Source organism: Pseudooceanicola antarcticus (assembly GCF_900215355.1).
Lineage (GTDB): Bacteria > Pseudomonadota > Alphaproteobacteria > Rhodobacterales > Rhodobacteraceae > Pseudooceanicola > Pseudooceanicola antarcticus.
The window spans coordinates 476718-501312 of record NZ_OBEA01000003.1 but is presented as its reverse complement, the minus strand read 5'-3'; the positions used below and the strand labels follow the sequence as shown (position 1 = coordinate 501312).

At 67.2% G+C, this 24595-nt stretch carries 18 protein-coding genes; 10 read left to right on the top strand and 8 right to left on the bottom strand.

The genetic code is table 11. The features are described 5' to 3' along the window. Positions 1–128 precede the first annotated feature (128 nt). Positions 129–812 carry a tyrosine-protein phosphatase gene (locus CRO50_RS10300; protein WP_097145804.1) on the top strand — a complete coding sequence of 228 codons (684 nt, stop codon included), beginning with the start codon at positions 129–131 and terminating at the stop codon, positions 810–812. After that, positions 809–2779 carry an ABC transporter ATP-binding protein gene (locus tag CRO50_RS10295; protein WP_097145919.1) on the top strand — a complete coding sequence of 657 codons (1971 nt, stop codon included), beginning with the start codon at positions 809–811 and terminating at the stop codon, positions 2777–2779. Before CRO50_RS10300 ends, CRO50_RS10295 begins: the two co-directional genes overlap by 4 nt. 46 nt (positions 2780–2825) lie before the next feature. Here the strand turns inward: CRO50_RS10295 and CRO50_RS10290 are convergent, their stop codons facing one another. After that, positions 2826–3287 (bottom strand): glycosyltransferase family A protein, encoded by a 462-nt coding sequence (locus CRO50_RS10290; RefSeq protein ID WP_157791683.1) that lies wholly within the window; start codon positions 3285–3287, stop codon positions 2826–2828. 72 nt (positions 3288–3359) lie between these two features. On the opposite strand from CRO50_RS10290, the gene ygfZ reads away from it, so the two are divergent. Together ygfZ and CRO50_RS10280 are read left to right on the top strand one after the other, a co-directional pair. Continuing rightward, positions 3360–4106, top strand: coding sequence for a CAF17-like 4Fe-4S cluster assembly/insertion protein YgfZ (gene ygfZ, locus CRO50_RS10285; RefSeq protein WP_232617664.1), 747 nt, complete (start codon positions 3360–3362; stop codon positions 4104–4106). Positions 4107–4108: 2 nt separating this feature from the next. Then, the gene (locus CRO50_RS10280) at positions 4109–4921 is read left to right on the top strand and encodes a fructosamine kinase family protein (RefSeq protein WP_097145803.1); all 813 of its coding nucleotides are present in this window, start codon (positions 4109–4111) and stop codon (positions 4919–4921) included. Positions 4922–5485: 564 nt separating this feature from the next. Here the strand turns inward: CRO50_RS10280 and efp are convergent. Continuing rightward, the gene (gene efp, locus CRO50_RS10275; RefSeq protein ID WP_097145802.1) at positions 5486–6049 is read right to left on the bottom strand and encodes an elongation factor P; all 564 of its coding nucleotides are present in this window, start codon (positions 6047–6049) and stop codon (positions 5486–5488) included. Positions 6050–6271: 222 nt separating this feature from the next. Between efp and CRO50_RS10270 the strand changes: the two genes are divergently transcribed. Both CRO50_RS10270 and CRO50_RS10265 read left to right on the top strand, forming a co-directional pair. Continuing rightward, positions 6272–6592 carry a DUF6280 family protein gene (locus CRO50_RS10270; RefSeq protein ID WP_097145801.1) on the top strand — a complete coding sequence of 107 codons (321 nt, stop codon included), beginning with the start codon at positions 6272–6274 and terminating at the stop codon, positions 6590–6592. An 80-nt stretch (positions 6593–6672) separates the two neighbouring features. After that, entirely contained in the window at positions 6673–8145 is a 1473-nt protein-coding gene (locus CRO50_RS10265; protein WP_097145800.1) for a cobyric acid synthase, read from the top strand. A 3-nt stretch (positions 8146–8148) separates the two neighbouring features. Here the strand turns inward: CRO50_RS10265 and CRO50_RS10260 are convergent, their stop codons facing one another. The 3 genes from CRO50_RS10260 to CRO50_RS10250 form a co-directional block, all read right to left on the bottom strand. Then, positions 8149–9309 (bottom strand): prolipoprotein diacylglyceryl transferase, encoded by a 1161-nt coding sequence (locus tag CRO50_RS10260; protein ID WP_097145799.1) that lies wholly within the window; start codon positions 9307–9309, stop codon positions 8149–8151. 71 nt (positions 9310–9380) lie between these two features. Beyond that, positions 9381–10796, bottom strand: a complete 1416-nt coding sequence (locus CRO50_RS10255) for a TolC family outer membrane protein (protein WP_179747257.1) — start codon at positions 10794–10796, stop codon at positions 9381–9383. Positions 10797–10871: 75 nt separating this feature from the next. Further along, positions 10872–11525, bottom strand: a complete 654-nt coding sequence (locus CRO50_RS10250) for a protein-L-isoaspartate O-methyltransferase family protein (protein ID WP_097145797.1) — start codon at positions 11523–11525, stop codon at positions 10872–10874. A gap of 226 nt (positions 11526–11751) precedes the next feature. Between CRO50_RS10250 and CRO50_RS10245 the strand changes: the two genes are divergently transcribed. Beyond that, a complete protein-coding gene (locus tag CRO50_RS10245; protein WP_097145796.1) occupies positions 11752–12708 on the top strand; it encodes a GSCFA domain-containing protein in 957 nt (318 codons plus the stop codon). Between the two features lie 146 nt (positions 12709–12854). Beyond that, positions 12855–14225, top strand: a complete 1371-nt coding sequence (locus CRO50_RS10240; RefSeq protein WP_097145795.1) for a dipeptidase — start codon at positions 12855–12857, stop codon at positions 14223–14225. 1 nt (position 14226) lies between these two features. On the opposite strand, the gene CRO50_RS10235 is transcribed toward CRO50_RS10240, so the two are convergent. After that, the gene (locus CRO50_RS10235; protein ID WP_157791682.1) at positions 14227–15057 is read right to left on the bottom strand and encodes an inositol monophosphatase family protein; all 831 of its coding nucleotides are present in this window, start codon (positions 15055–15057) and stop codon (positions 14227–14229) included. 258 nt (positions 15058–15315) lie between these two features. Between CRO50_RS10235 and CRO50_RS10230 the strand changes: the two genes are divergently transcribed. Further along, positions 15316–17622, top strand: a complete 2307-nt coding sequence (locus CRO50_RS10230) for a beta strand repeat-containing protein (RefSeq protein WP_143516891.1) — start codon at positions 15316–15318, stop codon at positions 17620–17622. A 90-nt stretch (positions 17623–17712) separates the two neighbouring features. Here CRO50_RS10230 and CRO50_RS10225 read toward each other — a convergent pair whose 3' ends face one another. Next, a complete protein-coding gene (locus CRO50_RS10225; protein ID WP_179747250.1) occupies positions 17713–20811 on the bottom strand; it encodes a transporter substrate-binding domain-containing protein in 3099 nt (1032 codons plus the stop codon). Positions 20812–21131: 320 nt separating this feature from the next. On the opposite strand from CRO50_RS10225, the gene CRO50_RS10220 reads away from it, so the two are divergent. Next, positions 21132–21920 (top strand): IclR family transcriptional regulator, encoded by a 789-nt coding sequence (locus CRO50_RS10220; protein WP_097145791.1) that lies wholly within the window; start codon positions 21132–21134, stop codon positions 21918–21920. Positions 21921–21966: 46 nt separating this feature from the next. On the opposite strand, the gene CRO50_RS10215 is transcribed toward CRO50_RS10220, so the two are convergent. Continuing rightward, positions 21967–24576 (bottom strand): methyl-accepting chemotaxis protein, encoded by a 2610-nt coding sequence (locus CRO50_RS10215; protein WP_097145790.1) that lies wholly within the window; start codon positions 24574–24576, stop codon positions 21967–21969. Positions 24577–24595 lie beyond the last annotated feature (19 nt).

Here is a 24595-nt window from a genome sequence, read left to right as displayed (position 1 = left end):
CCAGGGCAGCTTCGCCGGGCATCAGCCCTGCCAAGCTTGCTTAAGACGCCCGGCTCGCCTACATGGGGGCGGGTTTCCAGTGGGCAAATGCCGGCCACCGGGCCGGAAGCCAAGGACAAGGGGTCGGCATGACACTCACCGACAGGATCCGCCAATGGGAGCGCGACCTGCGCAACCATTACAACACCGATCTCTCCACTCCGGAGAACCGGCGGCGGGCGCATATCTACAATCTGTGGTTCGACCACGCGATCCTCAGGACCTTCTGGACCAATTTCTACGAGATCGCGCCGGGCGTCTGGCGCTCGAACCATCCGACCCACAAGCGCTTCGAGCAGATGAAGGAGATGGGGATCACCCATGTGCTGAACCTGCGCGGCGCGGGCGGCGCGGCGCATTACCTGACCGAGAAGGAAAGCTGCGACCGCCTTGGCCTGACCATGGTCGATTGCAATCTCCATGCCCGCCACGCGGTGCCGGCGGAAGAGATCCTGAAGGTCATCGAGGCCTTCCGCAGCATCCCCCGGCCCTTTGTCATGCATTGCAAATCCGGCGCTGACCGGGCAGGCTTTGCTGCGGCGCTCTACCTGCTCTGCATCGAGGGGCGCCCGGTAGAGGAAGCCCGCAAGATGCTGTCGCTCAAGTATATTCACATCCGCCAGAGCAAGACCGGCGTGCTTGATTACACCCTTGATCAATACGCCCAACGCAATGCCCGCAGCCCCATCGGCTTCGAGGCCTGGCTGAAGACCGAATACGACCCCGAGCAGATCATGGCCGGTTTCAAGGCCCTGCCCTGGTGGCGCCGATGACCCACCCGTCCAACAACCCCTCCTCCGAGAGCGAGGCCCCCGCCGCCGAGCCCGCCCCTGCGCAGTCCCCCGAGGCAGAGGCCAACCCCCCCGCCCCGGACCAGGACCCCCATGTCTCGGGCTATGTGCTCAGCCGCTGGCTCTGGACGGGATACCTGAAGAAACACACCTGGGCCCTGGTTGCGGCCTTCCTGCTGATGTCGCTCGAAGGCTCCATGCTGGGGGCGCTCAGCTGGATGATGAAGCCGATGTTCGACACCGTCTTCATCGAGGGCCAGACCGGCGCCATCGGCTGGGTCGGCGCGGCGATCCTGGGCATCTTCATTGTCCGGGCGCTGGCCTCGATCGGGCAGAAGGCGCTGCTGGCGCGGGTCTCGCAGATGAATGCCGCCGACCTGCGCAACGATCTGCTGACGAAGCTGATGCGCCAGGACGGCACCTTCCACCAGACCCACCCGCCGGGTTTCCTGATCCAGCGCATCCAGGCCGATGTCGCCGCCGTCAACGGCGTCTGGTCGGCGATCCTCACCGGTGCCGGGCGCGACCTGATCGCCCTGGTGATCCTGATGGGCGTGGCGATCACCGTGGACTGGCGCTGGACCCTCGTCGCCCTCATCGGCGCGCCGATCCTCGTGGCCCCCTCTATCATCGTGCAGCGCTTCGTCCGCGCCCGCTCGCGCGAGGCGCGTGACCTCGGCGCCCGCCTGGCCGTGCGCCTGGACGAGATCTTCCACGGCATCGTGCCGGTGAAGCTGAACCGGCTCGAAGACTACCAGGCCCGCCAATATGCCCAGCAGACCGACGAGCTGGTGCGCGCCGAGATCCGCTCGACCCTGGGCACCGCCGCCATCCCCGGCATGATCGACATCATGGCCGGCGTCGGCTTCCTCGGCGTGCTGATCTTCGGCGGTGCCGAGATCATCTCGGGCGAGAAGACCGTGGGCGAGTTCATGGCCTTCTTCACCGCCATCGGCTTCGCCTTCGAACCGCTGCGCCGTCTGGGCTCTGTCTCGGGCACCTGGCAGGTGGCCGCCGCCGCGCTGGAACGCATCAAGGAGCTGCTCGAGATCAAGCCCACCCTGGTCTCGCCGTCGAACCCGGTGGCCGCCCCCGCCGGCATGCCCGGTGTCTCGCTGCGCGACGTGCATCTGTCCTACGGCGAAACGCCGGTGCTGAACGGGCTGACGCTTGAGGCGAAGGCAGGCCAGACCACGGCTTTCGTCGGCGCCTCCGGGGCGGGCAAGTCGACCGTCTTCAACCTTCTCACCCGCCTCGTCGATCCCAACTCGGGCCATATTGAGGTGGGCGGCGTGCCGGTCGGCGCCATGACTCTCGAGGATCTGCGCAACTTCTTCTCGGTGGTGTCCCAGGATGCCGCCCTCTTCGACGAGACGCTGCGCGAGAACATCCTGCTGGGCCGCACAGATGTCAGCGACGCGCGCCTGCAGGAGGTACTGGACGCCGCCCATGTGACGGATTTCGTCCAGCACCTGCCCAAGGGGCTGGATACAGAGGTCGGGCCGCGCGGCTCGAACCTGTCCGGCGGCCAGCGCCAGCGGGTGGCCATCGCGCGGGCGCTGCTGCGCGACACGCCGATCCTGCTGCTGGACGAGGCCACCTCGGCGCTGGACGCCAAGTCCGAGGCCGTGGTGCAGCAGGCGCTGGACAAGCTGGCCCAGGGGCGCACGACGCTGGTCATCGCGCACCGCCTGTCGACCGTGCGCAATGCCGACAATATCGTGGTGATGGATCGCGGCCGGGCCGTCGACCAGGGCAGCCACGAAGAGCTGCTTGCCCGTGGCGGCCTCTATGCGCATCTGCATGACCTGCAGTTCCGCACCGATGGCCGCTCTGCCGACCGCATGGCGCTGGCCGAGGCGCGCAACCAGACCCGCCGCCGCGGAGAGGTTGCCGATGCCGAGGATGCGGGCTTCTTCCGCCGCGCCTTCCTGCGCCTCTTCGGCTGAGGCCGCGCAGACCGCCTGCCGACAAGCCTGCCCCTGAAGCCTGCGCTCAAAGCCTGCGGCAGCGCGCCTCCAGCAGGCGGGCGCGCGGTTGGCGACCGGACCTGAAGTCCCGCGCCCGGATCAGCAGGGGCCGCGCACCGCCAAGGCCCAGGGGGTGCAGCAGATCCGCGATCCCGCCGCGCCGGAAGGTGGCCGCGCCCTGGCTGGGCAGATGCGCCAGCACCGCTGCGGTCCAGCCGGCCTCTGGCAGGTCGTCCTGGTCCAGGAAGAGCAGCCAGTCCCCCTTCGCCGCCGCCGCGCCGGCCGCCCGCGCATCGGCCCCGGCGGCCACCAGCTCGGCCCCGGTCGCCTCGGCGATCTGCGCGGTCTCGTCGCTGGACCCGCGATCCGCGAAGATCAGCTCGCGCAGCAGGTCTTCCTGCACCGCCTCGAAAAGCCGCGGCATCAGCCCCGGCAGGCGCTCTTGCGCATTGCATGTGGTCACGATCACCGAAATGGCCGCCGGCATCCCTGGCTTCCCCTGTTTCCCCCGCATCTCAGCGCAGCTATAAGGGAGGCCAACACGATCCGGGAGTCCCTGATGAGCGAAACCCACCGCAGGATCCTGCGCCTCTCCGGCGCCGATACCGTCGATTTTCTGCAGAACCTCGTTACCAATGATGTCCGCCGCCTCTCCGAGGGGCCGGTCTATGCCGCGCTGCTGACGCCGCAGGGCAAGTACCTGGCCGATTTCCTGCTGCTGCAGGATGGCGAGGACGTGCTGCTGGATGTCTCTGAAACCCTGGCCGATGCGCTGGTGCAGCGGCTGAGCATGTACAAGCTGCGCTCTGCGGTGACGATCTCGGACAGCGGGCTGAAGCTGCAACGCGGCACCGGCGAGGCCCCCGAGGGTGCGGTCACCGACCCGCGCCACCCCGCGCTCGGCTGGCGTCTCTATGGCGAGACCGAGGGCGACGACGGCAGCGACTGGGATGCGATCCGCACCCGCCATTGCATCCCCGAGACGGGGGTCGAGCTGACCCCCGACACCTTCATCCTGGAAGCCGGCTTCGAGCGCCTGCACGGCGTCGACTTCCGCAAAGGCTGCTACGTGGGCCAGGAGGTCACGGCGCGGATGAAGCACAAGACCGAGCTCAGGAAGGGCCTTGTCGCGGTCGAGGTCTCGGGTCAGGCCCCCGTCGGCACCGCCATCGAGGCCGGGGGCAAGGCCGCCGGCACCCTCTACACCCAGGCCGGAGGCCGGGGCATCGCCTACCTGCGTTTCGACCGCGCCACCGAGCCGATGACGGCGGGCGAGGCCAGGGTCGCGCCGCTGCCGCAGGACTGAGCATGGGGCTCGGGGCGCTTTCCGACCGGATCGGCGCGCCCCTGGCCGAGGCCCGCGCGCTGCATGGCGGGGATCTGTCCGAAGTCTTCGCCGTCACCTTTGCCGATGGCCGTCGGCGGGTGGCCAAGCTCTCTGCCCTGGCAGAGCAGGAAGGCCGCATGCTGCAGGCACTTGCGCAGGCAGGCGCGCCGGTGCCCCAGGTCCACGAGGCGCGCCCCGGCCTGTTGCTGCTGGAGGCGCTGGAAGAGACCCGCCCCGGCCCGCAGGGCTGGACCCGGCTGGGAGAGGCGCTGCGCCTGCTGCACGCCGCCCCCGCGCCGCTCTCTCGCTACGGCTGGCACGAGGACTACGCCTTCGGCGCCTTGCCGATCCCCGCAGGCGCAGACCCCGCCGCCACGGACTGGCCCGACTTCTGGGCCCGCGCCCGGCTGCTGCCCGCCAGCCGTCCCCTGCCCGGCGATCTGCGCCAGCGGATCGAGGCGCTCTGCACCCGCCTGCCGCAGTTCCTGCCGGCCCGCCCCGGCCCTGCGCTGCTGCATGGGGATCTCTGGACCGGCAACCTGCTTTTCGGCCCCGGCGACCGGGTCCACCTGATCGACCCGGCCTGCTACCTGGGCGACCCGGAGGTGGATCTTGCCATGCTGCATCTCTTCGGCAGACCCGGACCGGGTTTCGCGGAGGCCTACGGCGCCCTTGCCCCCGGCTGGGAAGAGCGCCGCGCGATCTACCAGCTCTGGCCCGCGCTGGTGCATCTGCGCCTCTTCGGCATGGGCTATCGCGGCATGGTGGAGGATCTGCTCGACCGTCTGGGCTGAGGGGGGGCGCTGCCCCCGTCCGCTGCGCGGACTCCCCCGCAGTATTTCAGGCCGTCGGATGGGGAGGGAGCGCGCGCCCTGCCTTTCAGTTTGCGGTAAACATGCTGGAGGGAGTCTCCGACACGGAGACGGGGGGCAAAGCCCCCCTGCCCGGTTCGCCTGGCCCCACGGCAAGCAACGGGATGTTGCATCCGGGCCACGGCTTCTTGCACGAAATTTGGGCAACAGGCTCGAATACCGCAGATCAACCGACGTGATACCGACGGAATACCGACACGATACCGACGTTGGCGCTGCCGAAGCGCGCGCTCTGGTAACGCGATCTCAGGCGATCTTTGGTCGGGCAAGGCACCGTCCCGAGCCATGCAATTTTCTCAAGGAGTGGCGGGCTCCGGCAGACGCGACGTCACCGGCCCGCTTCTGCCGCACCGCCGCCCTCAGGCTGATGCGGCGAATCTGGCCCGGCCGGGCCCAACATGGCAGAAGGGCCGCACCTTCCGGCACGGCCCCCTCTCTATTGCTTGGCATCGCCGCGGGCAGTCCCCTCGGCGCATCCGACGCGGCTCAGGCGCGTTCGGAGTATTCCATGGTCTCGGTGTTGACCACGATGTCCTCGTCCTGGCCGACGAAGGGCGGCACCATGACCTTGACGCCGTTGTCGAGGATCGCCGGCTTGAACGAGTTGGCTGCGGTCTGACCCTTCACCACCGGCTCGGTCTCGACGATCTTGCAGGTCACCTTCTGGGGGACCGTCGCGTTAAGTGCTTCGGATTCATAGAATTCCACCACGATGGTCATGCCATCCTGCAGGAAGGGACGACGGTCGCCCAGCAGGTCCGCGGGCAGATCCACCTGGTCGAAGGTCTCGACATCCATGAAGTTCAGCATGCCGTCGCTCTCGAAGAGGAACTGCATGTCCTTCTGCTCGAGGCGCACGCGCTCGACCTTGTCGGCGCTGCGGAAACGCTCGTTGAGCTTGGAACCGTTGCGGAGGTTCTTCATCTCGACCTGGGCAAAGGCGCCGCCCTTGCCGGGCTTGACGTGGTCGACCTTCACCGCGGCCCAGAGACCGCCGTTGTGCTCCAGCACGAAGCCGGGGCGGATTTCATTACCGTTGATCTTGGGCATCGGGGATAGCCTGCGCTGGTTGATCCAATTCAGAGGCAGCCTATATATGGCCCTCGAGCTCGTGACAAGCTTTGCACAAGGCGACTGAGCGGTTCAAAAGGGTGCCCGAAGCCATGCTTGGAAAGCATAGCAGGGATGCGCGATTGCGCTATCCGAATCGTCTCTTTTTCGTCATAAGGGGCGGCACGCCCGAAACACAAGAGCAATAAGCAAGGACGGATCATGAAAGATTTCGTTGATGGCACCGCCTTCAATAACGAACAGGGCAATCGCGCACGCAAGCTTTTTGCTGCCGTGGTGCTTGCCGCTCTCGACGATGCCATCGCCGACGACAAGAAGTATGGTAACGGCCCCGAGCAGATTGCTCGCTGGGCGCGCTCGCGCGATGGTCGCGAAGTGCTGTCCTGTGCCGGTATCGACCCCAACGAACGCGTGGTCGGTGGCCTGATGGAGTTCGTCTCCAAGGGTGTTCGTACCTCTGTCGCGCTGTCGCGCGAGGAAAGCGAACGTCGCCACGCCGCGGAGCAGGCGGAAGCCGCCTAATCCATTGATTTGCTGGTAAAATCAGCGTAAAGACGCGCCCCAGAAGGGGCGCGTTTTTCGTTTCCGGAGGGGCAGATCAGATGACCAGGGCGATCATGATCCAGGGCACCGGCTCCAATGTCGGCAAGTCGATGTTGGTCGCGGGTCTGGCGCGGGCCTTCACCCGGCGCGGGCTGAAGGTCGCCCCCTTCAAGCCGCAGAACATGTCCAACAATGCCGCCGTCACAGAAGATGGCGGAGAGATCGGCCGCGCCCAGGCGCTGCAGGCGCTCGCCTGCCGGATGCCCTCTTCGGTGCATATGAACCCCGTCCTGCTGAAGCCCGAGACCGACATCGGCTCCCAGGTTATCGTTCAGGGACAACGCTTTGCCACCGCTGCGGCGCGGGAATACAGCAAGCTGAAGCCACAGCTCCTGGCGCGGGTGCTCGAGAGCTACCACCGCATCGCCGAGGGCCGGGACCTGGTGATCGTCGAGGGCGCCGGCAGCCCGGCAGAGGTCAACCTGCGACGCGGTGACATCGCCAACATGGGCTTTGCCGAAGCCGCAGGCCTCTCGGTCATCCTCGCCGGGGATATCGACCGGGGCGGCGTCATCGCGCAGCTGCTTGGTACCGCCGAGATCCTGCCCGAGAACGACCGCGCCCTGATCCGCGCCTTCCTGGTCAACAAGTTCCGCGGTGACCCCAGCCTCTTCGACGAGGGCTATGAAGAGATCCGCCGCCGCACCGGCTGGCCCGGTGTCGGCGTGCTGCCCTGGTTCGACGGCGCCTGGAAGCTGCCGGCCGAGGACATCATGGATCTCGACCGCTCCGGCCCCGCCCGCGATGGCACGGTGAAGGTCGTGGTGCCCCGCCTGCCCCGGATCGCCAATTTCGACGACCTGGACCCGCTCAACGCCGAACCCGGCGTGACAGTCGAGATCGTGCCCCAGGGGCGCGCCCTTCCGGGCGATGCCACGCTGGTGCTGCTGCCCGGCTCGAAGTCCACCCTCGCCGATCTCGAAGCCTTCCGCGCCGAGGGCTGGGATATCGACCTGGCCGCGCATGTCCGGCGCGGCGGTCACGTGCTGGGCCTCTGCGGCGGCTACCAGATGTTGGGCAAAACCGTCTCTGACCCGCTGGGAATCGAGGGCCGCAAGGGCTCGGTCCCCGGGCTGGGCCATCTGGCGGTCAGCACCGAGCTGACCGAGGAAAAGCGGCTGGGTCTGGGCCAGGCGGTGCACAAGGCCAGCGGTGCCGCCCTGTCGGGCTACGAGATTCACCTGGGCCGGACCGAGGGCCCGGATTGCGAACGCGCCTGGCTGGACCTGGATGGCCGCCCCGAGGGCGCCGCCTCGGCCAATGGACGGGTGCGCGGCTGCTACCTGCATGGGCTCTTCGCCTCGGATCGCTTCCGGGCGGCCTACCTGGCGGAACTGGGGGCAAGCTCGACCCCCGGCTACGAGGCACAGGTGGATGACACGCTGGATGCGCTGGCCGATCACATGGAACGGCACCTGGACCTGGACCTGATCTGGTCACTGGCGCAGGAGATCCCCGTCGGGTCCGACTAGGGCCTAGATGTAATCCTGGCTTTGCAGCGCGCGCTGGATCTCACGTCGGACCAGCTTGCGGACATTGCGCGTGATGCGTTCGCCCAGGGCGCCCTGCAGCTCTTGCCGCACGATCTCAGAGACCATGTCGCGCAGGATCTGTTCGTCCAGCAGCAGCCCCTCGGGCTCCTCGCCCGTGGCGGCGTCCTCTTCGCTCGGTGCCAGCTCGTCCTCGAAGGAGAGAATCTCTTCCGGCTCCTCGGGCAGCGGGTCCTGTGCCTCGCCCGAGGTCGGCGCGGCATGGGTCTGCCCGGCATAAAGGGGGCTTTCCTCGCCCGCCCCTGCGGTCTCTTCATGAAGGTCCGCCTCGGGGGATTCCTCCGGCGCTGGCGCCTCGGGGCTGAGGTACATGCGTTCTTCGCTGTCGCTCTCGGCTTCGCCATCCAGGATCTCGGCATCCTCGATCTCGGCGCGCGCCACGCGGGCAGAGGCGCTGACCTTGGGCTCGGGGTCGAAGTTCAGAGAGCTCAGCACGGCGTCGAGATCGTCGAAACGGGCCTCTTCCGCCTCGGGGGCCTCGTCAGCGCTGTCGTCCGAGGCCCAATCATCGGTGACGCCGTGATGCGCCGAGGCCAGCGCCTCTGCGGCACCATCGCCGTAGCTGGCGAAATCCTCGTCCTCGGGTTCCGCCGCACCCATCTCGAGCGACCGCAGAACGGCGTCGAAATCATTCAGGGGCGCAGCATCCTGAACTTCGTCCTCGATCTCGTCCACGATCTCGGGCGTGGTCTCGAAGGCAAACGGGTCAGCGGCAGACACCTCTGCACCGGCCTCATCCTGCGGTGCCGTGGTGCCGAAGCCATGAAAGATCTCGGCGTCCTCCTGGAAGGCGGCGGCCTCTTCGGCAGTGACTTCGGTAAAGGGGGCCTCGGCAAAGGGATCCTCCGCCGGGGCATCCTGCATGGCCTCACCGGCGATACGGGCCTCGTCGGCGGGTTCATCGCTGCCGGCAACACGCAGGTGCGGCGCCAGGATCAGCTTCTCGGCCTTGGCTTCCGGGGCGGGGTCGGCGGCAGGCGGCTCGTCAGTCTCGCCCTGCGTCTGGGCGCGCACTTCCTCGGACACCAGCCGTCGGATAGAGGCCAGGACGTCCTCGATCTGGATATTCGTTACCGGGTCACTCATCTGCTCGTACCGTTTCTGCCCGCTCCAAGAGTAGCTTGGAGCGGGCTTTTTCACAATGGATAGGCGGAGTTTTACTCTTTGCCGATCGCGCGCAAAGCGGAATCGAGCTTGCGACCCTGGGCCGAGATCGCCGCAGGCGCATTCTTGACCATGTTGTAATAGGCCGCCGGATCATAGATCTCGACCGCGAGGCCGAGGTTCTCGGCCGTCAGCAGACCCATGGTGGACAGCAGCGAGTAGCGGGCCAGCACCTCGTCCACCTGTGCCGACAGGTAAGAGACGCGGGCATCCAGCAGCGCCTGTTCCTGGGTCAGCACGTCCAGCGTGGTGCGCGAGCCGAGGCTGGCCTCTTCGCGGACCCCATCGAAGGCCACTTCCGCGGCGCGCACCTGTTCGGCGCTGGCGGCAGAGGCGGAGCGGGCGATCTGCACCGCCGAGAAGGCGTTGCCGACCGAAAGCTGCACGTCCGAGCTCACCACCCGCAGGTTGGCAAGCTGCGCGTCGCGCCGAATGACCGCCTGGCGACGACCAGAAGCCACCGCCCCGCCCGAGTAGATCGGACCGGACATAGACAGACCGATGGAGCCGCCCTTGGCGGTGAAATCCCCATCCAGGTCGCGGTTCAGCTGGTAGCCGGCAGTGAGGTCCAGCGAGGGCTTCACCACCGCATCGGCCTGGGCCAGGGTCAGCTCGGCCAGGGTGACCTGGCGACGGGCAACATCCATCGCGGGGTGGTTCTGCAGCGCGATGTTCACCGCTTCGGTGACCGAGGCCGGCACCTTGCCCAGGCGGGCGGGCGGGGCCAGGTCGCCGGGCTTGCGGCCCACGGCGGCCTCATATTCCAGCTGCGCCTGGATCAGCGAGCCTTCGGCAGAGGTCAGACCGGCACGGGCGGCGGCCAGGGCGGCTTCGGCCTGCGAAACATCGGTGCGGGTGACTTCGCCCACGTCGAACCGGTCCTGCGCGGCCTGAAGCTCCTGGCTCAGCAGGCGGACGTTGGCACGGCGCAGTTGCACGGTCTGCAGGGCCCGGCGCACTTCCATGTAGGAAGAGACGGCACGCAGCAGGATCTGCTGCTCGATGGACAGAAGCTGCTGACGGGTGACCAGGACGGTTTCCTTGGCAGCCTCGACAGAAAGCTTGCCGACACCGAAGTCGTAAAGCGTGTGGGTCAGGTTCAGGCCGATGGAGGCGCTGTTGGCCGAACCGCTGAAGTCACCATACTGATGACGCGCCGAGGTCGACCAGGCCAGCACCGGGCGCAGCGCGGCCAGGGCCTGGGCGGCATCTTCGTCGGCAGCCTTCAGCACCAGGCGGTTCTGTTCCAGAAGGCCGCTGTTGCGATAGGCATCGGCCAGGGCCTGACCCAGGCTCTCGGCCCAGGCGCCAGAGGGCAGGGCCACGGCGGCGGCGCAGACCGCCCCCGCCAGCAGGGTCTTCAGTTTCGACGCAAGGCCACGGCGCGCCGGCGCTGCTTTCTGGTCCATCATCCTGTCTTCCTCGTCTCGCCGGCCGGGCCGGCACGTTTCTTGTCCGTAGCCAACGCCCGGCCCCGAGAGGGCTTACAGGGTGAAGGCTGCGTGTCGCTCGAAGCCCGGCACGACCGGGGCGCCGGCATTGAAGGAAAAGCGCCAGTTGACGCGGCCGTCGATCTTGTAGCCGACGCGGACGACACCCAGGTGACCCTCGGCAAAGAGCGCCACGATGCGGCCGCCTTCCTTCAGCTGATCGGTGATCGCTTCGGGCAGGTGCTCGACCGCGCCTTCGATGATCACCACGTCGTAGGGGCCATGTTCCGGCGCGCCCTCGGCCAGCTTGCCTTCGTGCAGGATCACGTTGTCGGCGCCAAGATCGCTGAGGACCTGCTGGCTGTCGGCAGAGAGCTCGGTGTCTTCCTCGACCGCGACCACGGCAGCGGCCATGCGCGCCAGGACCGCGGCGGAGTAGCCCTGGGCGGCGCCCAGATCCAGCACCAGGTCCTCGGGCTGCACGTCGACGGCGTCGAGCATCTTGGCGAAGGTGCGCGGCTCGAGCAGCACACGGGCGCCGCCGAGCGGGACATTCTCGCCGAGGTAGGCGGCTTCCTGCCGCTCCTGGGGCACGAAAAGCTCGCGCGGGGTGGAAAGCATCGCCTCGATGATCGGAAACTTCGTGACATCGGAGGGGCGAACCTGCGCATCGACCATCATCGTGCGGCGGGCGGCATAGTCGGTCATAACTAAACTCGTTCGTTCAGAATCCTCTTGGCGAGTCTTGTGCCACAGAGAAACCCGGTCGGCAACGGCGCGATAGTCCGCATTCGCCGATTGCCGGGCATGCGATGGATTTGCGGGCTGCGGCGGGTCGCAATTTGCCCTCGGGACCGGCGCGAAGTTCAAGGGATCTTAACCGGCCTGCCCCATCCTGTCCCCCGAGTCATGGCGCACAGGAACCGGAGGGGACATGCAGGAGCTGGATGGGCTGACGGCGTTCGGCCAGACCTTGCGCAACGGGGCACGGCGCTTCCCCGACCGCAAGGACCGCCGCTATGCCGGGCAGATGCTGATGCCCGAGGTGACGCCGGGCTTTGCCCTTGCACCGGGGGACCAGGTCTTCACCATCGGCTCATGTTTCGCCCGCAACGTGGAAGATGCGCTGGTGGCGCGCGGGCTGCAGGTGCCCACGGCCGCCTTCTCTGCCCCCCAGGAAGAGGCACCGGGGCGCCCGAACCGCATGTTGAACCAGTACAACCCCGGTACCATGCTGCAATGCCTGCGCGACATCGAGACCGGCGAGACTGGCGACGGGCTCTATGCCCAGGGCGAGCAGGTGATCGACTGCCTGCTGGCCACCGGCTCCCGTCCCGTCGGTCCCGAACGCGCCTTCGCGCGCCGCGCCGAGATCCGCGACCTCTACGCAAGGGGCCTGGCGCAGGCCACCACGGTGGTGGTCACCCTGGGGCTGATCGAAAGCTGGTACGACCGTTTCACCGGCACCTACCTGAACGAGGCGCCGACGCGGAAGATCCTGAACGCCGAGCCCGAGCGTTTCAGCTTCCGTCAGCTCGAGGTCGGCGAATGCCGCGACATGGTGCTGGAGCTGCTGGACCGCCTGGTCGATGGCGGCAACCGCTGCGTGGTGCTGACCGTCTCTCCGGTGCCCCTGCAGGTGACCTTCGCGGGCGGCGACGCAGCCCTGCGCAACGCCTACTCCAAGGCCACCCTGCGCGTGGTCGCCGAAGAGGCCGCGCGTCAGTTCGCCGAAGTCGACTATTTCCCCAGCTACGAGATGGTGATGTCCCTGGGCCTTTCGGGCTTCGGAGAGGACAACGTGCATGTGCGCCCCGCCGTGGTCGACCGGATCATCGGCCATATGACCGATCTCTACGTGCAGCCCGGCCCCATCGAAGGCGTCGCCTGAGCCCTGCTTTCCGGGGCCCTGCCCTCATGGGCCTTTCCCAGCCTCCGGGCAACGCCACCACGGGGCGCCCCCTGCCCCGCCCGCCCTCTGGTCTTTTTCGCGCCGCCGGTCTTAGCTGGCGCGGCAATAGAACAGGGAAGACCGCCATGGCCTGGCAGGAATACATCAACGTGCAGCAACCGCGTTTCGTCGAGGAGTTGCTGGAATTCGTCCGCATCCCCTCGGTCTCGGCCAAGCCCGAGAACGCGGGCGACGTGCAGCGCGCCGCCGAGTGGGTCGTCGAGCGGCTGGCAAGGGCCGGGATCGAGGGCGCCGAGGTGCTGCCCACCGATGGCCACCCCGTGGTCTGCGCAGAATGGATGGGGGCCGGGCCCGACAAGCCGACGGTGCTGATCTACGGCCATTTCGACGTGCAGCCGGCGGAGCCCTTCGATCTCTGGACCACCCCGCCCTTCGAGCCCGAGGTGCGCGACAACAAGGTCTGGGGCCGCGGAGCCTCGGACGACAAGGGCGGCATGATGGTGCCGATCCTGGCCGTCGAGGCGATGCTGGCCACCCAAGGCAAGCTGCCGGTCAACGTGAAGTTCTTCTTCGAGGGGCAGGAAGAGATCGGCTCTCCTGACCTGCCGCCCTTCGTGCGCGCCAATGCCGACCGCCTGAAGGCCGACATGATCTTCTCGGCCGACGGCCTGCAATGGGCGCCGGGCCAGCCGCAGATCGTCGAGGCGCTGAAGGGGCTGATCAGCCTCGAGGTGCATGTGCAGGGCCCGCGCGGCGACCTGCACTCGGGCCTGCATGGCGGCGGCGTGGCCAATCCCGCCATCGCGCTGGCGCAGATCATCGCCTCGATGAAGTCGCCCGACGGGGCGATCACCATCGACGGCTTCTATGACGACGTGGTCGAGCTCTCGGCAGAGGTGCGCGAGGCCATCGCCCGCGTGCCCTTCGACGAGGCCGACTACCTGGCCGAAACCGGCGCCCCGGCCACCTCGGGCGAGCCCGGATTCTCGACGCGGGAACGGCTCTGGGGCCGACCGACGCTGGATGTGAACGGGCTCAGCTCCGGCTGGCAGGGCGCGGGCACCAAGACCGTGCTGCCGGCCGAGGCTTCGGCCAAGATCACCTGCCGTCTGGTCGCCAACCAGTCACCCGAAACGATCTATGACCTGATCGAGGCCCATGTTGCCGCCCATTGCCCCGCGGGCGTCACCGCCAGGGTGACCCGTAATCCGGGCCGGGCCGACCCCTTCCTCGTGCCCTCGGGCCACAACGCCACCGCGGTGGCGACCCAGGTGCTGGAAGATGTTTATGGCCGCGCCCCCTATCGCACCCGCGCCGGCGGCTCGATCCCGGTGATGACCACCCTGCTGGAAACCCTCGGCGTCCATGCGGTCATGTTCGGCTTCTCGCATGACGACGAGAACCTGCACGCGCCGGACGAGTTCTTCCGCCTCGACGCCTTCCGCATCGGCCAGATCGCCTATTGCCAGTTGCTGGAAACCCTGGGCCGAAGCTGAGCTAGAGGGTGAACCCCTGCCAGCGGGCGGGCTCGTCCCCGAGCCCGTCCTGCCCGGCCACCACCAGCGGATAACGCGGCGCGGCAGGGCTGTAGCCGGGCTGCCCGCCCGACCAGACCTTGCCGCCGCATTCCTGAACCACCAACACCCCCGCCGCGTGATCCCAGGGTTTCACCATGGGAGAGATCATCAGCGCGGCATGTCCCGTCGCCATCAGCCGGTATTCGTGGCACGAACAGCGCAGGGTCAGCGCGCGGCCATAATCTTCGGACAGGGCCGCGATCGCGGCGCGCTGCGGCCTGGGGTAGAGGTTCAGCGGCACGAAGGCATGGATCTGATCGCGCGGCAGCGGCGCGGGCCCCGAAAGCCGCTCCGGCGCCCGTCCGGGGCGGCAGAACCAGGCGCCGCCGCCCCTCGTCGCCATGATCCAATCATCCATCACCGGATCGTAGAGCAGGCCGAAGATCGTCTCGCCGCGCTCGACCACCGCCAGGATCACTCCGAAGCAGGCCACCCCGCTGGCGAAGTTCCAGGTCCCGTCCACCGGGTCGATCACCACCGCCAGCTCTGCGCTGCGGAAGGCCTCCAGGATCGAGCCATCCTCCTCGACCGCTTCCTCGCCCACCACCAGGCAGCCCGGCAGAAGCTCTCGGGCCACCTCGGTCAGCCGCGCCTCCGCGGCGCGATCGGCCTCGGTCACCAGGTCCATCGGCCCGGTCTTGGCCTCGACCGCCGAGGGCGAGAGATTGCGGAAACGCGGCAGGATCTCGTCCCGCGCGACCTCGCGCACGGCCTCGATGAAGGCTGTGATCATGTCATCGGTCAACGGCATCTGGATCTCCTGCTTGGCCGGATGGAGCCGTCGGGCGCCCCGCAAGTCCTGGTGCTTGCCAGGCATCGGCAAAAGCCCGCGAAGCGCCCAGTCCTCCTATTGAACGGACAGACAATGTGACCTTTCGGCATCGAAACGGCCCTGCGGCGTGAAAACTTGAAAGTCCCCATTACCGCCCAACTTCTGCCCCGGTTTCTTTAAATACGCTGCCGAATGTAACGCAAAGACATTCGATAGAATGCAAAGAACGGGGACAACATGAAAGACCTACTCACACGAGTATCCGCTATTGCGCTGGCTTCGCTTGCTCTTGGAAGCGCCGCCCAGGCCCAGGCCTGCGACAGCACCACCCCCTCCAACGGCGATACGGTGAGCTGCGCGGGCAACGGCACCGGCGTCGATTTCAGCGGCATCGACGACCTGAACGTCACCGTGACCGGCTCGATTGTCGAGCCCACGGGGGATGGCTTCCTGGCCGGCGCGGGGCTGACCCTTCTCAACAGCGGCCTCATGGAGACCCAGGGCGATGACGTGTCCTTGCTGGAAGCGGGCGTGGGATCGGATGTGACCAACTCGGGCACCATGACGGTGTCCACAACGGATTACTCCAAGGGCCTCGTCCTGGGCAGCGACAGCAGCTTCGAGAACACCGCCTCGGGCACCGTGATCGGCGGCGGCAGCAAGGCTGTGGGCGGTGTTCTGGACATGGGAGACAACGCCACCGTCACCAACGCGGGCACGCTGCAGGCCATCGGCGGGCAATATGTCGGCGTCTTGCTTGGGGCGAACAGCACCCTGACCAATACGGGCGTCATCGACGCCGAGAACGCGGCAATCGGCGTCGGGGCGGCTTCAACCATCATCAACAGCGGCACGATCAAAACGTACTACGCTCCCGCCTCAATGATCAGCTCCACTGGCGATCTTACACTGATCAATACCGCGACCGGGGCCATCGAGGTGGAAACCTACGGGAATGGCATCTCGGCCAGTGGCGATCTCACCCTGCTCAATGACGGCCTGATCAACACGCCCGGCATGATCGGAATCTCTTCCGGAGGAGATGCCTATGTCCGCAACGGCCGGAGCGGCGCGATCATTGCGCAAAGCGGCAACAGCACGGGCCTGCAGATCGCAGGCAGACTGGACCTGGTGAACGATGGCCTGATCCAGAACACCCAGGGCTTCACGATCGTGGCCAATGGCGACGACAGCGTGATCGTGAACAACGGCACGATCCGCAAGACCACCCCCAGCAATTTCACCGCGATCTTCACGCCCGGCTCCAGCGAGATCGTCAATTCGGGGCTGATCGAGGCGAGCTCTACGATGAGCGCCGTTCTCCTGAGCGGCACAAGCCGTGTGACCAACAGCGGCACCATCAAGAACCTGAACGAAAGCACGGGAAGCGCCATCGCGCAGATGTCGGCCAACGCGATCCAGGTCGACAATGCGGGCCTCATCGAGGGCTTCACGGCGATTTCCCTTGGCGGCGGCGCCGACATCGTGACCAACTCCGGCACCATCATCGGCACCGGCGGCACGGCGATCAACTTCGCCGCCGGAGATGACACGCTGGTGCTCTCGAGCCTGGACATCCGGGGCGATGTGATCTTCGGCACCGGCAATGACACGCTGATCGTCAACGCCGACGCCAGCGCGGGCATGCTGACCTTTGGCAGCGACCTCGAGAACGTGACCCTGAACGCGCCACTGGCCATCTATACCGACAATACCCTCGTCGTGGCCGATGCAAGCTTCTTCAACGGGCTCGACATGATCCGCGGCGGTGCTGCCCGGAGCCTCGGTCGCATGGTGACCAGCCTGCCTGAGGGCGAAGGATGGTGGGCCGCAACCGGAATGGATGCCGGCTCCAACGACGACAGCAAGAGCTCTCTGGGCCAGATCGCCATTGGGCGCGACTTCGGCAGCTTCGGCGTCTTCCTCACGGCAAACCGTGCCGGGGCGCAGGCCCATGACGGAATGCACGAGATGGCAAGCGACAGCCTGCAAGCCGGTGTCAGCGGCGCGTTCTCCCTTGGCCGTGGCCTTTCGCTGAGCGGCGCGCTCTTTGCAGGCACCGCCGAGGCGACCTTCTCCGACGTTGATGGCGGGCTCGAGTTAGGCGCCGCTGGAGAGCGGGTGATCGGGATCTCGACCGAGCTGAGCAGCCTTGCCGCAAGCGGCCTCGGGCTGACCGCACGTGCCGGCGTTGCGCGGCACCAGGTCGATGGGTTCAACCTGTCCAGCCTCGCGGGCGCCAGCTTCGCCGGGCGTTCGCTGACCACCTCCTATCTCGAGCTCGAGGCCTCGACGCAGGTCGAGCTGGGCCGGGGCATCAGCCTCCGCCCCTACCTTGGCGCCAGCGTGCTGCAGGCAAAGGGCGACGCCATGACCATGAGCTTCATGGGCGAGAGCGTCAGCGCGGACGGCAGCGCGCGCGAAACCGAGCTGACCCTGGGCGCGGATTTCTCTGCCGCCGAGGCCTGGTCGGCCCGGCTCGAAACCCGCTTCGGCGAGGATGGCGAAATGGCAGGCGGCGTGCGCTTCGGCATGCGCTTCTGATCCCGCGCCCCGGAATTGCGAAGGGCGGCCCTTGGGCCGCCCTTTGTGCTTTCCGTCAGGTGAGTCCCAGCCCTGTCCCGCGCCCTGGTCCTAGGCTTTGGTCTGGCCGTGGTCCCGATCCTGGCCATGATCGCCGAGGGTCTTCTTCAGCACCATGCCCAGCTCTGCGGGGGCGCAGGGCTTCTGCAGCGTCGGTGCCACGACCTTGCCCATGTCGCGCTCAAGCAGGCCGGAATAACCCGTCATGTAGACCACCGGCTTGCCGGGCAGCCTCTCGCGGACCGCGGCGGCCAGCTCGAAGCCGCCGATGCCGCCGGGCATCACCACATCGGTCAGCAGCAAGTCGAACTCGGTGCCCGCGTCGACCTTGTCCAGCGCCTCGCGCCCGGAACGCGCCGGGATGACCTGGTAGTTCAGCGTCTGCACCACCTCCGTGACGATATCCAGCAGGCTCTCTTCGTCCTCGACGATCAGAATGCGCTGGCCGGAGCCCTTCGGCGGCTCGGCGCGGGCCATCGGCGCCTCGCGGAGGTTACGCTCGTTGCCGCGCGGCAGGATCAGGCGGACGGTGGTGCCAAGGCCGGGTTCGGAATAGATCCGCATCTCGCCCTGAGCCTGTTCGACGAAGCCATAGACCATCGACAGCCCCAGGCCGGTGCCCGAGTTCTGCCCCTTGGTGGTGAAGAAGGGATCAGTGGCGCGCCGCTTGACCTCATCGGTCATGCCGGGGCCGTTGTCGGTGACCGAGAACTCCACGTAGCGCAGCCGCTCGCCCTCTTCCTTGTCGCCCTGGTAGAGCGCGGAATCGCTGTCCACCTCCGAGATGCTGCGCACCGTGATCGAGATCCTGTTGCCGATACCCGAGGTCGAGATCGCGTCGCGGCTGTTCAGCACCAGGTTCAGCAGGGCGTTCTCGAGCTGGCTGGTGTCACAGAAGACCAGCGGGTCCTCGGGGTCCGGGGCGAAATTCAGGTCGATGGATTTCTCGATGGCGGGCGAGACCAGCTCTTCGAATTCGCGCAGCACCTCGCTGGTGGGAACCGAGCTTTCCAGCCCCGGTTGGCGCTTGGCGAAAGCCAGCAGGCGCTGCGTCAGCTCGGCGCCACGCCGGACCGAGGCCTGGGCGGTATCCAGGAAGGGCTGCGATTTCGCAGGGGCATCCGCCTTCACCAGTTGCACCGCGTATTCGATGGTCGCCAGGATATTGTTGAAGTCATGCGCCACGCCGCCGGTGAGCTGGCCAAGCGCATCCAGCCGCGACGAGCGTTCGATCTGCTGGCGGTTCTTCTCTTGCTCGGTGATGTCGTCGAGGATGACCACGGTGGTCACATCGGTTGCGTCCTGCGCCTTCACCGGCGCGCTAGAGACCCGCACGTAACGCGGCGACAGCAGCCCGCCCTCGCGGCGCAGCAGCGCCGTCTCGCCACGCAGGACCTCTCCGGACAGCGCACGGCTCACCGGGTTCTTCTCGGGCGGCACCACCTGCAGGCTCTGCGGGTCGACGAAGGCCAGCGCCTCGGGCCAGCTGAACGGCACATCGCGCTCAAGCTCGCCCAGCATGGTGCGGGCACCGGGGTTGGCCACGTGGACCTGGCCATCGGCGTTGAGCCCCAGGATACCACTGCGCGTGGCATTGAGGATCGCCCCGAGGCGGTTGTTCACGGCGCGGGTCTGGGCAGCCAGCCCCTCGGCCTTGCGGCGGGCCAGGATGTTCTGCGCGAGGAAGGCCGCGACCACCAAAAGCACCGCCGCCGCGCTGCCATAGCGCAGCAGCCGACGGCGCTCGGCGGTCCAGAAGTCCGGCTCGTCCAGCCATTCCCGCCGCAGGGCCTGGTACTCTTCCGAGCTGAGGTAGCCGGGCACCACCGCGTTGAAGCGCTCGCGCACATTGCCAAGGCCGCGCCGCAGGGCGATGGCCCGTTCGGTGACGATGAAGGGCGGCGAAACCTCCTCGATCTGGTCCAGGAAGCCCCCGGCGGCGGCAAGCCGGCGCACGGTCATGGTCGGGTAGAGGATCGCGTCCACCTCTCCCTCCAGCAGCCCGCTCAGCAGCTCATCAGGGTCCTCGAAGCTTTTCAGGTCGAGCGAGCCTTGGGCCTCTGCCTCGGCACGGGCCACGTTGCTCTCGGCGACACCCACCCGGTAGCCCAGCAGGTCATCCAGGCCCGAGACCCCCTCGGACTGGCCCTTGGCGGTGAAGATCGAATAGGGCGACTGCTGGATCGCGGTGGTGAAATCCATCCGCTGCCGGCGCGCGGCATCCACGCTGATCGGCGGCAGCAGGTCATAGGCGCCACTGCGCGGACCAAGAGCCCATTCCTCGCTCGGAATGATACGGAAGCTGAGCTTGAGCCCGGCCCTGGCAGCAAGATCCTTCAGCGCCTCGACACCGAAACCGGTGATCGTGCCATCCGGGCGCACCACCTGGTAAGGCGGGAAGTGGGTGATACCGGCCACCAGAACATCGGGTTCGGGGTCGGGGTTGACCATGTTCCACTCGGCGTTCAGCCGGTCGATCTCGCCCGACGCCTTGAGCCTTGCGATGGCGCTGTTGATGCCTGGCATCAGGTCGGCATGGCTTTCGTGCAGGGCGACATGATGGGTCGAGACCTGCAGCGGGCCACCGCTGGCCCGCACCAGATGGTCCGTGCCCGAGCGCTGAAGCGCATCCAGGGCGGCCTTCTGCAGCGTGACCACGCCCTTCACCTCACCCATCAACAGCGCGCCAAAGACCTTGGCCGGGGTGGCATAGGGCACGACCTCGTTGCGTCCGCCCAGCGAGGCCAGGTTGAAACCCGCGACCTGGTTGATCGCCCCGATGCGCTGCCCCGAGAGCGTCTCGGCACTCAGCTCCTGCGGCGCATCAGCGCGCAGGTAGAGATAAACCCCCGAGGACGCGACCGGATCGGAGTAGAGCACCGCATCACCAAGTGCCGGAAGCTGGACCACACCGGCCAGAAGATCCGCCTCTCCACTTGCCAAGGCCCTGAAATAAGAGGGTATATCCCGATACTCGCGGAAGGTCACTGCATATCCGGCCTCGGCCGTGACGGCCTTGGCCAGCTCGGCGAAGTAGCCCGAGGGTCGGCCTTCGTCATCCAGCTCGTAGAGACCCGGTAACGGGGTCCATGGCACGGTCAGGGTCTCTGTCGCGACCTGTGCGCGCGCGCCGACCGGGGCGAGAAACATCAGCGCCGCCAGGGAAATAAGGACAATTCGAACGCGAAAACTGAGCCCGGTCATGCAGCCATCCGTTGAGAATAATTACCTGTGTAGGACAAAGTTGACCCGTTGCCCACTGTCTCAAACGGATATGATTTGGTGCAATTTGGCTGTCACCTCGGGACTAGGCGGGCTAGCCGCACTCTCCCGAGGCTGACAGGACAGGCGGCGCGCCTGAAAGCGCCTTCGCCTTGGACTCCGCGGCGGGCAGGTTCTAGGTGTTTACAAGGGCATTCGAGATCAGCTTTCCACCATGTGGAAACCACCCCAGAGACAGGAGCGACTTCATGGCAGGCACATCCTCCGACGGCGTGAAATCCGTGAAGCGGGCGCTGGATCTGCTGGTGCTCCTGGGTCAGACCGACGATGGCCTCAGGGTCAGCGAGCTGGCGCGGCAGGCGGGGCTGGCGCTCTCGACCACCCACAGGTTGCTTACAACATTGGAAACGCAGGGGTTTGCCCAATGCGACCCCGAAACCTCTGCCTGGCACGTTGGCCGCGCCGCCTTCACGGTGGGAAACGCCTATGGGCGCCGCCGCAGCTTCATCGCGCCGGCGCTGCCCTACCTCAAGCGGCTGCGCGACCAGACCCACGAGACGGCGAACCTTGGCATTCTCGACAATGACCGGCTGGTGACCGTCAGCCAGGTGGAGAGCCGCCAGATCGTGCGCGCCATCTCTCCGCCCGGCGGCCATACACCGGTCTTCTGTTCGGGCATGGGTAAGGCGCTTCTGGCAACATGGCCGGATGACGAGATCGCGGCCCTCGCCGAACGCTCGGGCCTGCGCCCCATGACACCGCGCAGCCTGACCACGCTCGATGCCGTTTTGAAGGACATCGCCCAGATCCGCCGCAGGGGCTTCGCACTGGATGACGAAGAGCACATTCAGGGCCTGCGCTGCGTGGCGGCGGTGGTCTGGTCACCGACCGGAGAGCCCGCCTGCGCCATCTCGATCTCGGGCCTCGCCGCGCGGCTGACACCGGAGCGGATCGAGCTGGTCGGCAGCCAGGTGCGCGATGCGGCGATCAGCCTGACACAGCACCTGGGTGGCCTCCCGCCCGAGCTGCCCGCCTGAGGCCCGGGCCCCGCGCGGCCGTTCAGGCTCATGCGCAGGGCCATGTTCAGGCCACGTCCCGCCTGGCCTGGGGTGGCGCGGCCCCTGCCGCGGCATCGGTCAGGCGGAATTGACCGATGGCCACGGACATGCCCTGCGCCTCTTCACTGAGCGAGACATTGGCCGAAGAGACCTCTTCCAGCATGGCGGTGTTCTTCATCGTCGCCTCGTCGAGACTGGACATCGAGCCGTTGATCTCGGTCAGCGAGGAGCTCTGCTCAACCACCTGGTCCGAGATATTCGACATCAGCCCCGAGGCATTGAGGATAGAGGTCGAGATCTCGTCAATGGTTTCGCGGGTGCTGTTGACCAGCTCGAAGCCCTGATCGACCTGCTTGCGGCTGGCCTGGACGAGGCCGGTGATCTCATCCGCCGCATCCTTGGAACGCTGCGCCAGGGCGCGCACCTCGGAGGCGACCACCGCGAAGCCCCGCCCGGCCTCTCCGGCGCGGGCGGCCTCGACACCGGCGTTTAAGGCGAGCAGGCTGGTCTGGAAGGTGATCCCCTCCATCAGGTCGATGATCTGTTCGATCTTGCTGGCCGAATCCTTCACCCCCTCCATCGCCTCGATGGTGCGGCGCACCACCGTGACGCTGTCGTCGGCGCGGCGGCAGGCGTGACCCACGGCATCCCGCGCCTCACCTGAGGCGCGCGCGGTCTCGCTGATCGAGTTGGAGAGCCGGTCGATGGCGGTGGCGGTGCCCGCCAGCGTGCCAGCGGTCTGTTCCGACCGCGAGGCCAACTCGCGCGAGACATTCGAGATCTCGGCGCTGGCGGCGGCAATGGACTGGCCGTTCTGCGACAGGGTGCTGATCGAGACCTCCAGCGTCTCCATCGCCTGGTTGAAGTCCGTGCGCAGCTTTTCGTAGCCCGCACTCATCGGTGTGGTGATACGCACCGTCAGGTCCCCGGCAGAAAGTCGCTCCAGCGCCTTTGCAAGGCTCGCAACCGCGGCCTCCTGGGCGGCCCTGTGCGCCTCGCGCTCGGCCTCGGCAGCCTTCGCAACCTCCTGACGCTCGACCAGACCATCGCGGAAGATGGCAAGCGCACGGGCGATGCGGCCCACCTCGCCCTCCATGTGCTCGAAGCCGGTGACGGGGCTCAGGTTGCCCGAGGCAAGCCGTTCCGTAGTGCCGCTGACCCGCCAGAGCGGACGCAGGATGAAGAGCCACGTCAGGAAGAAGGAGGCCACGAGCACCGCCACGACGATCATCGCCACCTCGCGCATCCGCGACGAGGCGGCGCTGACTTCGGCGGAGATGCCGCTGGCCAGCGCGCGTATCTCTTCTTCGCTCTGCGCGGTGAGCGCTGCGGCGCGGTCGACGATGGCCTGCACCTTGTCCACCGCCGCGTCGGAGGCAGCGGCAGCGCGCTCCTGCGCACGCAACACCGCCACCTGAGCCGCGACCAGCCCGCCGGAAGGGTCTGCCAAGGCGGTCAACCCGTCCAGCTCTTCGGCCACCTTGCCATTGCCCAGATCGCGCAGCGCCTGCAGGCGTCCCGCCGCGCCGATCAGGGCAGCCGCATCGCTGCTGACCGCCTCCGGATCGGTGCCGCTGACGATCTCGATGGCCGCAGAACTGAACGCGCTGACCGCCGAGTTGAGCGTCAGCAGCTGCATCAGGAAGCCGAACTCCGTGTCCATCAGCCCCTGGATGGTGTCCCGATTGGTGCCCGCGGCATCTTCAGCCGCAATGGTCAGCTCGAAATAGAGGTCATCGACGGCGGACGAGAGCTCGACATCCGTTTCCTGCCGGGCCGAAAGCACCCGGTCGCGCATCGTGGCCGACAAACCGCGCCCGCCCGAGGCCTGGCGGAAGACCTGCAACGCCTCGCGCAGCCGGTCGGTATCGAGGGAGATCGTCTCGAACCCTTCCAGCTCGACCAGCCGGGCCTCCAGCCGGTCCGCGGCGCCCTTGCCGAGGTCCGCCAGGATCGCCCCTGTCCCCTCGCGCGCCGACCCGGACGAGGCCAACGCCACGCCGGTCAGCAGGTTGAGGTCGGCACGGGTGGTGAGCACCGCCTGCAAGGCGGCGAATTCGCTGTCCACCAGCGCCGCAAGGGTGCGGTCGACCACCTCGATGGTTTCTTCCCCACCCATGACGAGGTTGAAATAGGCATCATCCGCCAGCTCGGCGAGCTTGCCCTGCAGGGCCTCGCTGCGGCTTTGCAGCTGGCCGATCAGCAGCGAGATCTCGCGTTCCTGGCGGAACTCCTCTGCACGGCTGCCCGAGAGCTGTTCCAGCGCCAGCCGCACGTCCGAAGTGGCCGCGCGCAGCTCCTGCCGGGTTTCGCCCGGGACCTGCCTCACGCTCTCGTCCAGGAACTCAAGGGCCTTTGCAATGGCGCTGCGCTGCTCCGCGAGTTGGTCTTCGGTCTGGACCAGAAGGGTGCGGGTCACCACGTCGCGGGTGCCATTGGCGGCCTGCATGAGGATGGCACTGCGTTGCACCTGGTTCAGCATGTCGCCGGTCAGCGTGTCCATCTCGCCCGAGATCTTGTCGAAGACCATCAGCGCCGTGGTTCCGCCGAACCCGGCCGCCAGGGAAATGGCCAGCAGCACGAAGGTGATCTTGGTGCCAATCCCCCCGGTCAGACGTCTGAAAATTGCAAGCATATGCGCTCCATGTGCCAGA